Source organism: Reyranella sp. GW821-FHT14A01 (assembly GCF_058803965.1).
Genome location: NZ_JBXAPM010000006.1, coordinates 187,780 through 201,775 on the forward strand (window position 1 = coordinate 187,780; position 13,996 = coordinate 201,775).

8 protein-coding genes are annotated in these 13,996 nt (G+C 66.5%); 6 read left to right on the forward strand and 2 right to left on the reverse strand.

Annotated elements, in window-relative coordinates; all coding sequences use genetic code 11:
* Nucleotides 1-21 precede the first annotated feature (21 nt).
* Nucleotides 22-4,662 (reverse strand): glutamate synthase large subunit, encoded by a 4,641-nt coding sequence (gene gltB / locus AC1ROX_RS12245; RefSeq protein WP_493125828.1) that lies wholly within the window; start codon nucleotides 4,660-4,662, stop codon nucleotides 22-24.
* A 260-nt stretch (nucleotides 4,663-4,922) separates the two neighbouring features.
* Between gltB and AC1ROX_RS12250 the strand changes: the two genes are divergently transcribed.
* The 6 genes from AC1ROX_RS12250 to AC1ROX_RS12275 all read left to right on the forward strand — a co-directional run bounded on the left by AC1ROX_RS12250 (nucleotide 4,923) and on the right by AC1ROX_RS12275 (nucleotide 10,252).
* Entirely contained in the window at nucleotides 4,923-5,207 is a 285-nt protein-coding gene (locus AC1ROX_RS12250; protein WP_493125830.1) for a hypothetical protein, read from the forward strand.
* An 87-nt stretch (nucleotides 5,208-5,294) separates the two neighbouring features.
* Complete coding sequence (locus tag AC1ROX_RS12255; RefSeq protein WP_493125832.1) at nucleotides 5,295-6,347, forward strand: ABC transporter ATP-binding protein; 1,053 nt, start codon at nucleotides 5,295-5,297, stop codon at nucleotides 6,345-6,347.
* Nucleotides 6,344-7,243 carry a carbohydrate ABC transporter permease gene (locus AC1ROX_RS12260; RefSeq protein WP_493125834.1) on the forward strand — a complete coding sequence of 300 codons (900 nt, stop codon included), beginning with the start codon at nucleotides 6,344-6,346 and terminating at the stop codon, nucleotides 7,241-7,243. Before AC1ROX_RS12255 ends, AC1ROX_RS12260 begins: the two co-directional genes overlap by 4 nt.
* A complete protein-coding gene (locus AC1ROX_RS12265; RefSeq protein WP_493125836.1) occupies nucleotides 7,240-8,076 on the forward strand; it encodes a carbohydrate ABC transporter permease in 837 nt (278 codons plus the stop codon). Before AC1ROX_RS12260 ends, AC1ROX_RS12265 begins: the two co-directional genes overlap by 4 nt.
* A 57-nt stretch (nucleotides 8,077-8,133) precedes the next feature.
* The gene (locus AC1ROX_RS12270) at nucleotides 8,134-9,393 is read left to right on the forward strand and encodes an ABC transporter substrate-binding protein (RefSeq protein WP_493125838.1); all 1,260 of its coding nucleotides are present in this window, start codon (nucleotides 8,134-8,136) and stop codon (nucleotides 9,391-9,393) included.
* Between the two features lie 70 nt (nucleotides 9,394-9,463).
* Nucleotides 9,464-10,252 (forward strand): phosphodiesterase, encoded by a 789-nt coding sequence (locus tag AC1ROX_RS12275; protein ID WP_493125840.1) that lies wholly within the window; start codon nucleotides 9,464-9,466, stop codon nucleotides 10,250-10,252.
* Between the two features lie 323 nt (nucleotides 10,253-10,575).
* Here AC1ROX_RS12275 and putA read toward each other — a convergent pair whose 3' ends face one another.
* On the reverse strand, nucleotides 10,576-13,995 hold the full coding sequence (gene putA, locus AC1ROX_RS12280; RefSeq protein ID WP_493125842.1) for a trifunctional transcriptional regulator/proline dehydrogenase/L-glutamate gamma-semialdehyde dehydrogenase: 3,420 nt from the start codon (nucleotides 13,993-13,995) through the stop codon (nucleotides 10,576-10,578).
* Nucleotide 13,996: the final 1 nt, after the last annotated feature.

Here is a 13,996-nt window from a genome sequence, read left to right on the forward strand (position 1 = left end):
CGGGATGACGGCCGGGGGCCGTCACTCCGCCGCGACGGCCTTCGCCGCCGCCCGCTCGCGCGCCTGCAACAGCGCCCGCTTGTAGTCGCGCGGCATCACCTTCACGAAGCTCTGCAACGCATTGTCCCAATCCTCCAGCAGCGCCCGTGCCTGCGCACTGCCGGTATGGAGATGATGGCGTTCGACCAGGATGCGCAGGCGTTCGGCATCGAAAGCCAGCACGTCGCCCATGCCATTGTCCTCGACATCGACCGCCCGCTGGCGCGGCCGTCCCGTCTCGTCGCCGTCATCCGACGCCGGCCCGACCGTTTCGAGGTCGACCATCGCGGGATTGCACAGTTCCTTGAAGCGCGCCCTGGGGTCGTAGACGTAGGCGACGCCGCCGGACATACCGGCTGCGAAGTTGCGGCCGGTGTCGCCCAGCACGACCACGACGCCGCCGGTCATGTACTCGCAACCGTGATCGCCGGTACCCTCGACGACGCAAACCGCGCCCGAGTTGCGCACGGCGAAGCGCTCGCCCGCGACGCCCTCGAAGTAGGCCTCGCCGCCGATGGCGCCGTAGAGCACCGTGTTGCCGACGATGATGTTCTTCAGCGGATCGCGCGTGCAGCCCGGGGCCTGGCGCACGACCACGCGGCCGCCCGACAGGCCCTTGCCGACATAGTCGTTGCCGTCGCCCGACAGTTCGAGCGAGATACCGCGCGCGAGGAAGGCGCCGAAGCTCTGGCCGGCCGTGCCGGTGAGGCGCACGGAAATCGTGTCCTCGGGCAGTCCGGCATGGCCGGTGCGCTTGGCCACCTCGCCCGACAGCATCGCGCCGACAGTGCGGTTCACGTTCGTCACCGGCAGGTCGATCTGCACCGGCTGGCCGCTGTCGAGGGCCGGACGCGCCGCCTCGATGAGCTTGTGGTCCAGCGCCTTGTCGAGACCGTGATCCTGCCGCTCGATGTTCCAGATCGCCACGCCCTCACGGGCCGGGGCCTGGTGGAGGAGCTTCGAGAGATCCACGCCGCCCGCCTTCCAGTGGTCGATGGCCTTGCGCATGTCGAGGAGGTCGACCCGGCCGATCATCTCGTTCAGCGTGCGGAAGCCCAGCCGCGCCATGATCTCGCGCAGTTCCTCGGCCACGAAGAAGAAGAAGTTGATCACGTGCTCGGGCTGGCCGGTGAAGCGCTTGCGCAGCACCGGATCCTGCGTCGCCACACCCACCGGGCAGGTGTTGAGGTGGCACTTGCGCATCATGATGCAGCCGGCGGCGATCAGCGGCGCGGTCGCGAAACCGAACTCGTCGGCGCCCAGCAGCGCGCCGATGGCGACGTCGCGGCCAGTGCGCAGGCCGCCATCGACCTGCACGGCGATGCGGCCGCGAAGCCCGTTCAGCACCAGGGTCTGCTGCGTCTCGGCGAGGCCGATCTCCCACGGCGAGCCGGCATGGGTGAGCGAGGTGAGCGGCGAGGCGCCGGTGCCGCCCTCGTAGCCCGAGATCGTGACATGGTCGGCGCGCGCCTTGCTGACGCCCGCGGCGACGGTGCCGACACCGACCTCGGAGACGAGCTTCACCGAGACACGCGCGGCCGTATTCACGTTCTTGAGGTCGTGGATGAGCTGCGCCAGATCCTCGATCGAATAGATGTCGTGATGCGGCGGCGGCGAGATCAGGCCGACGCCGGCCGTCGAGCGGCGGACGCGGGCGATGTTCTCGTCGACCTTGTGGCCGGGCAGCTGGCCGCCCTCGCCGGGCTTGGCGCCCTGGGCCATCTTGATCTGGATGTCGTCGGCATTGACCAGGTACTCGGCGGTGACGCCGAAGCGGCCCGACGCGACCTGCTTGATGGCCGAACGCATCGAATCGCCGTTCGGCAGCGGCTTGAAGCGATCCGCCTCCTCGCCGCCCTCGCCGGTGTTCGACTTGCCGCCGATCCGGTTCATGGCGATGGCGAGGGTGGTATGCGCCTCGCGGCTGATCGAGCCGAAGCTCATGGCGCCGGTGGCGAAGCGCTTCACGATGCTGGCGGCCGGCTCGACCTCCTCAACGGGAACCGGCGTGTCCGACCACTTGAACTGCATCAGGCCGCGGATGGTCAGCAGCCGCTCGCTCTGCTCGTTGATCGAGGTCGCGAAGGCCTTGTAGTCGTCCGACGACTGGCCGCGCACCGCATGCTGCAGGCGCGACACGCTCTCGGGCGTCCAGGCATGCTCCTCGCCGCGCAGGCGGAAGGCGTAGTCGCCGCCGACGTCGAGCATGGTGCGGTAGACCGGATTGTCGCCATAGGCGTTGCGATGGCGGCGCACCGTCTCCTCGGCGATCTCCTGCCAGCCCGCACCCTCGATCGTGGTGGCGGTGCCGGTGAAGTACTTCTCGACGAAGCCCGAGTGGAGACCGACCGCGTCGAAGATCTGCGCGCCGCAATAGGACTGGTAGGTCGAAATGCCCATCTTGGACATGACCTTCAGCAGGCCCTTGCCGATCGCCTTGATGAAGTTCTTCTGAACCTCGTAGGGCTTCAGCGGCAGGCCGTTCTGAACGCGCAGCGTCTCCAGGGTCTCGAAGGCGAGATACGGGTTCACCGCCTCGGCGCCATAGCCCGCGAGGCAGCAGAAATGATGCACCTCGCGCGCCTCTCCGGTTTCGACCACGAGGCCGGTCTGGGTGCGCAGGCCGCGGCGGATCAGGCTGTGGTGCACGGCGGCCGTCGCCAGCAGCGCGGGGATCGGCACCCGCTCCGCCGACATCGCGCGGTCCGACAGGATCAGGATGTTGCGGTCGGCCAGCACGCAGTCGGTGGCCTCGGCGCAGACGCGATCCAGCGCCTTCTCGAGCCCCGCCGCGCCCTCGGAGGCCAGCCAGGTCGTGTCGATGGTGGCGGTGCGGAACGAGCCGTCGAGCAGGTCGGCGATCGAACGGATCTTCTCCAGCTCGGCATTGGTCAGCACCGGCTGCGCCACTTCGAGGCGCTTGTGCATGCCGGCATGACGGCCGAGCAGGTTGGGGCGCGGGCCGATCATCGAGACCAGCGACATCACCAGCTCCTCGCGGATCGGGTCGATCGGCGGGTTGGTGACCTGCGCGAAGTTCTGCTTGAAGTAGTTGTAGAGCAGCTTCGGCTTCTTCGAGAGTACGGCGATCGGCGTGTCGGTGCCCATCGAGCCGATCGGGTCGTCGGCCACGCTGGCCATCGGCTCGAGGAAGAACTGGATGTCCTCCTGGGTGTAGCCGAAGGCCTGCTGGCGATCGAGCAGGGTCGAGGGATCGTTCGACGCCACCGGCGACGGCGCGTCGGGGATCTCGGAGAGTTCCTCGAGCTTGTGCTGCGCCTCCTTCAGCCACTCCTCGTAGGGCTCGGCCTCGGCCAGGGTCCGCTTCAGTTCCTCGTCCTCGACGATGCGGCCCTCTTCCAGGTCGATCAGCAGCATCTTGCCGGGCTGCAGGCGCCACTTGCGCACGATCTTCTCGTCGGGGATCGGCAGCACGCCGGATTCCGACGACATCACGACGAGATCGTCCTCGGTGATCAGGAAGCGCGCCGGGCGGAGGCCGTTGCGGTCGAGCGTGGCGCCGATCTGGCGGCCATCGGTAAAGGCGATCGACGCCGGGCCGTCCCACGGCTCCATCAGGGCCGCGTGATATTCGTAGAAAGCCTTGCGGCAGCCATCCATCAGCGGATTGCCGGCCCACGCCTCCGGAATCAGCATCATCATGGCGTGGCTCAGCGAATAGCCGCCGGCGACCAGCAGTTCGAGCGCGTTGTCGAGGCAGGCCGTATCCGACTGACCGTGCGGGATGATCGGCCACATCTTGTCGAGGTCGGCACCGATCAGGTCGGATTCCATCGTGCGCCGGCGCGCGTACATCCAGTTGACGTTGCCGCGCACCGTGTTGATCTCGCCGTTATGGGCGATGAAGCGGTAGGGATGCGCCAGTTTCCATGAGGGGAACGTGTTCGTGGAGAATCTCTGATGAACCAGGCAAAGCGCTGATTCACAAAGAGGATTTCTCAAATCCTCATAGAAACTCTCAACCTGGTGTGCGAGCAGCAGACCCTTGTAGACCACAGTGCGCGTCGAGAAGGACGGCATGTAAAGGTCTGAAAGACCAGGCAATTTGTGCTTCTTCTCAAGCTCCGCCAGAGGATTCTGGGTCTGCTTGCGGATCGCCAGCACCTTGCGCTCGAACGCATCCTGGTCGGCGAGCTTGGGGCCGCGCCCGACGATCGCCATGCGGATGACCGGCATGGAATCGATGACGGCCTTGCCGAGACCCGTGAGGTCGGTCGGCACGTCGCGCCAGCCGATCAGCTTCTGCTTTTCGACTTTAACGAAATGCTCGAATCGCTTGATTGCAAAAGATCTTGCCTTCTCATCCGGTGGGAGGAAGCACATCGCCACCGCATAATGGCCGGGCTCCGGCAGGTCGACGCCTTCCTTGCGCGCCCAGTCGCGCAGCAGCGCGTCCGGAATCTGGATCATGGCGCCGGCGCCGTCGCCCATCAGCGGATCGGCGCCGACGGCGCCGCGATGGTCGAGGTTGACCAGGATCTGCAGGCCCTGGCGCACGATAGTGTGCGTTTTCCGGCCCTTGATATCGGCCACGAAGCCGACGCCGCACGAATCGTGTTCGTTGCGTGGGTCGTACAGTCCCTGCTTCTCAGGCAATCCCATGACTCTATCCTGCTGGCGCGCGAGCTGGCCCCAGCATCCCCCCGGATGCTTTGGTTTATCGGCGCATTATTAGACCGGTCGCGGGCTCCGGCGAAAGCCCCCGTCGCGTCGCAATAGCCGACCTGAGGAAGTTACTCTACTCATTTGAATTCGACGGGATTGCCGGCCGTATCCCGCGATGCATTGAAGACAGCGCGTCCATGGCCTACTTTGCCGGCCGCGGCGGGCAGCGTTCATTGCCCGGGGGAGAGGCTGAGCTGATGTCCGAACGTTCGATCGGTCGCTGGACGACCCTGCTGGCGGCTCCCCTGCTGGCCGCAAGCCTCGGCGCGTGCACTGGTCCCGGCGCCAGCCAAGCCTATACCGGTCCGGGCTGGTACCTCGAAAAATCCTACATCATCGTCGGCGGCGGCCCCAAGGTGTTCGGCGGTCCGTTCACCTACGACAAGTGCGAGGAAGAGCGCATCAAGCTGGGGCCGGAGGTTTCGCCGGAGATGCTCTGCGTCAACCATCCGGGCCCGCCGAAGAAATACGGCCTGTACTAGCCGGCGGCCGGCGCCGGCCGCGTCGGCGCACACAGACTGTAATAGAAGTCGGCTAGGCCACTCCAAATCTGTGGGAGCGACGGTCGCGTGGCGACGATTTCCATCGAGGGGGTCCGGAAGAGTTTCGGCGCCGTCGAGGTCCTGAAAGATGTTTCACTCGACATTGCCGACGGCGAGTTCCTGACGCTTCTCGGGCCGTCGGGCTGTGGCAAGTCGACCCTTTTGCGCATCGTGGCGGGACTGGAGCGCAACGATGCGGGCGCCATCGTGATCGGCGGCCGGCGGGTCGACGAACTGCCGGCACGCGACCGCGACATCGCCATGGTGTTCCAGAGCTACGCGCTCTACCCGCACATGACCGTGGCCGAGAATATCGGCCTGCCACTTTCCATGCGCCGCATGAACGTCTGGCAGCGCCTGCCTTGGCTGGGATCGCTGCTGCCCGGCACCGCCGCTGCCCGAAAGACCATCGCGCGGGATGTGGCGGATGCGGCCCAGGCCCTCGATATCGGCGCGCTCCTCGGCCGCAAGCCCGGCCAGCTCTCGGGCGGCCAGAAGCAGCGCGTGGCGCTGGGCCGCGCCATGGTCCGCCATCCCGCGGCCTTCCTGCTCGACGAGCCGCTCTCCAACCTCGACGCCAAGCTGCGCGTGCAGATGCGGTCCGAGCTCACCGAGTTGCAGCGCCGTCTCGGCGCCACGATGATCTACGTGACGCACGACCAGGCCGAGGCCATGACCATGTCCGATCGCGTCGCCGTGATGCTGGCGGGCAAGCTCGAGCAGGTGGCGCCGCCGCGCCAGCTCTACGACGATCCCGAAACCCTGGCGGTCGCCGAGTTTGTCGGCAGCCCCAAGATCAACGTCATCCCGGTGGAGGGCGGCTTCCATGCCGTGCGGCCGGAAGCCGTGCAGCTCGTGGCTCCCTATGAGGCCGGCGCGATCGCGGGCCATGTCCGCCTGATCGAGCATATGGGCTCCGAAAGCCTGGTCCATGTCGAGGTGCGCGGCCAGGGCACGCCGCTGATCGCCCGCCTCGATTCGCATTCCGAACGCGATCCGCAGCGCGGCGAGGCGGTCGGGCTGAAGCCGATGCCGCATCGCGTGCTGAAGTTCGACGCCCAGGGACGGCGCGTCCGGTGACGGCGCCGGCCGCAAACGACGCCACGCCCGCCGAGCGCCGCGCCGCGCTCGCGCTGGTGTCGCCGGCCTGGTTGATGTTCGTCGTGCTGCTGGCAGGCCCGACGCTCGCGGTGTTCGTCCTGTCGCTCACCGACTGGCAGCTCGGCGCGCCGACGATGAACTTCATCGGCATTGGAAACTACCAGCAGCTCTTCGCCGACCGCGTCTTCTGGAAGTCGTTCGGCAACACCGCCGTCTACTGCCTCGTGGTCGTGCCCGGCTCGGTGTTCCTGGGGCTTGGCCTGGCGCTGCTGATCGAGGGCGCCACCTTCGGGCGGGCCTTCTATCGCGCCGCCTACTTCCTGCCGGTGACCTCGACGCTGATCGCCATGGCCGTGGTCTGGGAATTCCTGCTGCATCCCAGCGTCGGCCTGATCAATGTCGTCCTCGAACAGCTCGGCATCCACGGCGGCGACTGGCTGAAGAACCCGAGCCGCGCGCTGCTCACGCTGGCCGGCATCGGCATCTGGCAATCGGCGGGCCTCAACATGGTGCTGTTCATGGCCGGGCTGAAGTCGATCCCCGCCGATCTCTACGAGGCCGCCGAGATCGACGGCGCCGCCTCGGCCTGGGAGCGCTTCCGCTGCGTCACCTGGCCGATGCTGGGACCGGCCACCCTGTTCGTCACCGTCGTCTCGGGCATCCGTTCCTTCCAGGTGTTCGACACGGTCGAGGTGCTGACCAAGGGCGGGCCGAACAAGTCGACCGAGGTGCTGCTCTATACGATGTACACCGAGGCCTTCAATTTCTTCCGCACCGGCTATGGCGCGGCCATCACGGTGGTGTTCCTGGTCGTCGTGCTGGCGCTGACGCTGCTGCAGGTGAAGGCCGGCGAGAAGCGGACACATTACGGATGAAACCGGGCAGCTCGCTCCTGGGCCACGTGCTGCGCCATCTCCTGCTGATCGCGGGGCTGGTGATCATGCTGGCGCCGTTCGTCTGGATGGTCTCGACGTCGCTGAAGCCGCCCAACGAGATTTTCTCGACCAAGCTCAGCCTGTTGCCCAACAACTGGGCCGCGGCGGAGAATTACGGCAAGGCCTTCACCAAGGTGCCGCTGCTGCGCTACCTGCTGAACGGCGTGATCGTGACCGGCGGCATCTTCCTGCTGCAGCTCCTGGTCTCGCTGCCCGCCGCCTACGCGCTGGCCAAGCTGCGCTTCCGGGGCCGCGACATCCTCTTCACCATGGTGCTGATCGGCCTCATGATCCCCGCCCAGGCGCCGGCCATCCCGCGCTACGTCATGCTCTACGAGGTCGGCCTGCTCGACAGCTACGCCGCCCTCATCCTCCCGTTCGTCTTCTCCGCCTTCGGGATCTTCCTGATGCGTCAGTTCTTCAAGACCGTGCCCGACGACCTGATGCATGCCGCCCGGATCGACGGGCTGGGCGAGTTCGAGATCCTGTGGCGCATCATGCTACCGCTCGCCATGCCCGCCATGCTGGCCTTCGGCGTGATCTCCATCGTCTCGCACTGGAACGATTTCTTCTGGCCGCTGATCGTCATCCAGACCGGCGACCTCGCTACGCCGCCGCTCGGTACGCTCTTCTTCAGGAACGAGGAGGCCGGCAGCGACTTCGGCCCGCTGATGGCCGGCACGGTGGTGATCACCGCGCCGCTGGTCCTGCTGTTCCTCGCCGCGCAGCGCCGCTTCATCGAGGGAGTTACGCTCAGCGGCATGAAGGGATGAAAGAAAACGGCAACACCATTGTGTGACTTAGTGCACATCCAGGGAAGGGAGACACTAATGCGCAAATTCTTGGGCTTTGCGGCACTTGCCGCCCTGTTCGTTGCGGGCCCCGCGGCCGCACAGACCGAAATCACCGTCCAGTATGCGATCCCCGACATCTTCAAGGAGGTGCAGGAGGAGGTCGCCAAGCAGTTCATGGCGGCGCACCCGAACATCAAGGTGAAGTTCACGCAGCCGACCAAGGAATACGAGGACGCCACGCAGCAGGTGCTGCGCAACGCCGTCACCGGCCAGCTGCCGGACGTGACGTTCCAGGGCCTCAACCGCCAGCGCATCCTGGCCGATCGCGGCATCGCCCAGCCGCTCGATCCGTTCATCGCCGCCGAGAAGGACTGGGCCAAGGCCGGTTACGACGGCGCGCTGCTGACCCTGGGCCAGGTGAAGGGCAAGCAGTACGGCATGGGCTTCTCGCTCTCGACGCCGATCATCTATTTCAACGCCGACCTGGTGAAGAAGGCCGGTGGCGATCCCGACAACTTCCCCAAGACCTGGGAAGGCATCTTCGCGCTCGCCAAGAAGATCAACGACCCGGCCAACAAGATCGCCGGCTTCCATTTCGACTGGGACATCACCGGCAACTGGATGTGGCAGGCCCTCGTCTTCTCCAACGGCGGCACGATGCTGACGGCGGACGAGAAGAAGGTGGCCTTCGACCAGCCGGCGGGCCAGAAGGCGATCGAGACGCTGCGCCTCATGATCACCGACGGCACGATGCGCGACGTCAGCCAGGCGACCGCGCTGCAGGACTTCGTCTCGGGCCGCCTCGGCATCTGGGCGCATTCGACCTCGCGCCTGGGCGGCGTCACCAAGCAGGCGCAGGGAGTGTTCCCGCTGCGCACCGCCACCTTCCCGCTGGGCGCCGGCGCCGACTCGCGCCTGCCGGCCGGCGGCAACGTCGCCATGATGCTGTCGAAGGACCCGGCCAAGCAGAAGGCCGCCTGGGAATACATCAAGTTCGCCACCGGCCCGGTCGGCGCCACCATCATGGTCAAGGGCACCGGCTACTTCCCGGCCAACGCGCTGCCGGCCAAGGACCCGGCGATGCTGGGCGACTTCTATGCCCAGAACCCGAACCATCGCGTCGCCATCGGCCAGCTCCCCAGCATGACCGCCTGGTACGCTTTCCCCGGCGAGAACGGCCTCAAGATCACCGACGTGATCAAGGACCATCTGCAGACCGTCGTGAACGGCAGCGCCAAGCCCGACGAAGCGCTGAAGAAGATGACGACCGACACGCAGGCGCTGCTGCCGAAGTGATACGCTGAAGGTGAACATGCGAAAGCGGAGCAAGATGCCTTCCTCCGCTTTTTCATGGCAGAGTGATGCCGTGCAGAAGTTCATCCACATCACCGACACCCATTTCGTGCCGCCGGGCAACCTGCTCTACGGCCTGAACCCGATCGACCGGCTGGCGCTCTGCGTCGCCGACGTGAACCGCAACCACGCGGACGCGGCCTTCGCCATCGTCACCGGCGACCTTGCCCACAAGGGCGAGATGGAGGCCTATGCGGCCCTGAAGCGCGAGTTCGACAAACTGGTGATCCCCTATCACCTGCTGGTCGGCAATCACGACGACCGCGAAAACTTCCGCACGACCTTCCCGCAGGCGCGCTTCGACGAGAACGGCTTCGTCCAGTACACGTTCGACATGGGCGAAGGCGTGACCGCGATCTGCCTCGACACCAACGAGCCCGGCAAACCGTGGGGCACCTTCTGCGAGACGCGCGGCGCCTGGCTGAAGGCGACGCTCGACCGGCTGGGCGACAGGTCGGTGATGATCTTCATCCATCACCCGCCCTTCAAGGTGCGGCTGAAGCGCATGGACGACATCTCGCTGCTCGACCCGCAGCATTTCATCAAGGCGATCGAGGGCCGGACCAACATCCGTCACCTGTTCTTCGGCCATCTCCACCGGCCGATCGCCGGCGCCTGGCGCGGCATCCCGATCTCGACCCTGCGCGCCACCAGCCACCAGGTGGCGCTCGACTTCGTCATCGAGGGCCGCATCGCCGGCAGCCACGAGCCGCCGGCCTATGGCGTCTGCCTGCTCGAGGAAGACCAGATGATCGTGCACATGCACGACTTCCTCGACCGCACGAACACGTTCCTGCTCTAACATCATTGGAGCGCGCCACTGGAGTGGCGCGCTCCCTTGAATCCTAGAGTCCAGGCCACCAAAACCCCGGAAATCGCTCCCGGGGGTTTTCGTTTCATTTGATTCGTTTATTTCGTTTATTTCGTTTGTACGACTTGGCGATGTCGCCGGGGCGTAGGGTCGGAGCGAGCAGGATGACTTCGACAAACTAAAATCCCGTCGTCTCGACCGGAGCACCGAAGGTGCGGAGTGGAGAGACCTTCGCTCAACCAAAAGCCGGCAAATCGTAGAGGAAAGGTCTCTCCACTCCGCGCTGCGCGCTCCGGTCGAGACGACGGAGCATTCTACCCGATCGCCATCAGGCTGGCGTTGCCGCCCGCGGCGGCGGTGTTGACGCTGAGTGAGACCTCGTCGAACAGGAACTCGCGCGGATAGGGCGCGACGTGGACGGGGACGATACGACCCGGCCGTTCAGCCATGCGACGAGTGAACGCCACCAGCTCTTCCGCCCTGCCGGCGAAAAGCACGGCGGCGATGTCCTCGGCTTCGCCCGCGGCAATACGATTGCCGGTAGCCCGCACAAGCTCGTGCTGCGCCTTCAGCTCGGCTGGATCCGCCGCGACGCAGAGGATCGCCCCCTTGGGACGAAGCGCGTAGCTGTTGTGCTCGCCGACCGGGCCGGCGAGTTCGCCTTGGGCCACGTCGATGGATGGCCGATGTGACAGAAGGCGATGAACGTAAAGCGGGCCGCCCGCCTTCGGTCCCGTGCCCGACAGGCCATGGCCACCGAAGGGCTGCACACCGACGACGGCGCCGATCATGTTGCGGTTGACGTATTGATTGCCGGCGGCGCTCGCCACTGTCGCCCGATCGATCGTCTCGTCGATGCGGCTGTGCACGCCGAAGGTCAGGCCGAAGCCGGTGGCGTTCACGGCGCAGATGACCTTCTCCATGTCCTCTCGCTCGTAACGCAGGACATGCAACACCGGCCCGAACACCTCGCCCGGCAGGTCGGAAATGGCATCGATCTCGATCAGCGTCGGCGGCACGAAGGTTCCCTGTGCCGCTTCGGCAGGAAGCGGCACCTGGTGGACGCGATGGCCGGCCGCACGCATGCGGTCGATATGATCGAGCAGGCGCTTCTGCGCCTCCGTCGAGATGACAGGACCGACATCGACGGAGAGACGGTCGGGCACGCCGACGGCCAACTCCGCCATCGCCCCCTCCAGCATGGGGACAACCTTCTCGGCGATGTCATCCTGCAGGCAGAGGACACGTAGGGCCGAGCAGCGCTGGCCAGCCGAATCGAAGGCCGAGGCCAGCACGTCGATCACCAGTTGCTCCCGCAGCGCCGAGGAATCAGCCACCATCGCGTTCTGGCCGCCCGTCTCCGCGATCAGCGGCACCGGCCTTCCGTCGGCGCCGAGACGGCGCGCCAGGGTGCGGTTGATCGATTGCGCGGCCTCGGTCGAGCCGGTGAAGACGACACCCGCGATCGTCGCGTCGGCGACCAGCCGCTTGCCGACCTCGCCGTCGCCCGGCGTGAGCTGCAGCGCCGCGGTTGGTACGCCGGCTTCGTGCAGGATAGCGACGGCAAGGGCCGCGATCAGCGGCGTCTCCTCGGCCGGCTTGGCGATCACGGCGTTGCCGGCCGCCAGCGCGCCCGCAACCTGTCCCGTGAAGATCGACAGCGGGAAGTTCCATGGGCTGATGCAGGCGACGACGCCGAGCGGCCGGTGCGTCTCGTTGTCGAACCCTTCGACGCAGCCCGCGTAGTAGCGCAGGAAATCGACCGCCTCGCGCACCTCGCCCACGGCATTGCCAAACGTCTTGCCGGCCTCGCGCACGATCGGCCCCACCAGCTTCTCTAGGCGCGCTTCCATTAGATCGGCTGCCCGGCGCAGGGTCGCGGCACGTTCGGCGGGCGCAGCCGACCAGGGCTCGGCCTTGGCGCAGGCTTTGTCGACCAGTTCCGGCGTGGCCTCGACGACAGTACCAACCAGATCGTCCCTATCCGCGGGATTGCGTATCTCGCGCACGGTGCCGTCACGTGGCCCCTCGGCCAGCACCGGCGTCGCCTGCAGAAGAGTAGAAGCGCCGGCGACCAGCTCCCGCGCCAGCGTGGCGAGCACGCCTTCGTTGACCAGATCGAGGCCCCTCGAATTGGCGCGCGTCGGTCCAAACAGGTCGCGCGGCAATTTGATGAGCGGATGCGGTGCGCCGACCGGCGAGAGAGCCCGCGCACGCTCGACCGGATCGGCCAGCAGGCTGTCGGTCGTCACGTCCGGATCGGCAATCTGGTTCACGAAAGACGTGTTCGCGCCATTTTCCAGCAGGCGTCGCACCAGATAAGCGAGCAAGGTTTCGTGCGTGCCGACCGGCGCATAGATGCGGCACGGCCGGTTGAGCTTGTCCCGGCCGACCACCTCCTCGTACAGCGGCTCACCCATGCCGTGCAGGCACTGGAATTCGTACTGGCCGGCATAGAAGTTCTCGCCCGCCATCGCATGGACCGTCGCCAGGGTCAGCGCATTGTGCGTGGCGAACTGCGGGAACGCCGCATCGGGTGCAGCCAGCAGCTTGCGCGCACAGGCCAGGTAGGAGACGTCGGTGTGGATCTTGCGCGTGAAGACCGGGAAGTCCTCCAGCCCGTCGACCTGGGCCCGCTTGATCTCGCTGTCCCAATAGGCGCCCTTCACCAGACGGATCATAAGCCTGTGGCGGCTGCGACGACCGAGATCGATCAGATGGTCGATCACGAAGGCCGCGCGCTTCTTGTAGGCCTGCACAACGAAGCCGATGCCGTTCCAGCCTTCGAGCGCGGGATCGAAGCAAAGCCGCTCCAGCAGGTCGAGCGAGATCTCCAGCCGGTCCGCCTCCTCGGCATCGATGTTCACGCCAATGTCGTAGTGGCGCGCCAGCACGGCGAGGTCGCGCAGGCGCGGATAGAGCTCGTCATGAACTCGTTCAGCCTGGGCACGGCTGTAGCGCGGATGCAGCGCCGAGAGTTTCAGCGAGATGCCCGCACCCTCGTAGATGCCACGTCCCGCCGACGCCTTGCCGATGGCGTGGATCGCCCGTTCATAGGCCAGGCGATAATGCTCGGCCTGTTGGGCAGTGATCGCCGCCTCGCCCAGCATGTCGTAGGAATAGCGAAAGCCCTCGGCCTCGAAGCGACGACCGTTGGCCAGCGCCTCCTCGATCGTCTGGCCGGAGACGAACTGCTCGCCCATCAGGCGCATCGCGATGTTCACGCCGCCGCGGATCAGCGGCTCGCCGCCTTTTGCCACTAGTCGCGTCAGCGCCGCCGACAGGCTCTTCTCGCTGCTGGTCGCGGTCAGCCGGCCCGTCAGCATCAGGCCCCAGGTCGCGGCATTCACGAACAGCGACGGGCTTTGCCCGAGATGGGCGCGCCAGTCGCTGCCACCGATCTTGTCGCGGATCAGCGCATCGCGCGTCTCGTCGTCGGGAATGCGCAGCAGCGCCTCGGCGAGACACATCAGCGCCACGCCCTCCTGGCTGGACAGCGCATATTCGTGGATCAGCCCCTCGACACCACCCGACGGCACCTTGGCGCGCAACGCCTCGACCAGACGCTGCGCCAGCGCGCGCGCCTTGGCCGTCGCCGCCGGCGTCAGGGTCGCGAGATCGAGCAGCGGCGGCACGCAGTCGGGCTCCGGCCGGCGGTACGCCGCCGTGATCGCCGCGCGCAACGGAGGCTGCAGTCGCAGCGAATGAGCGAAGGTTTCGAACGGCGCGGTCACG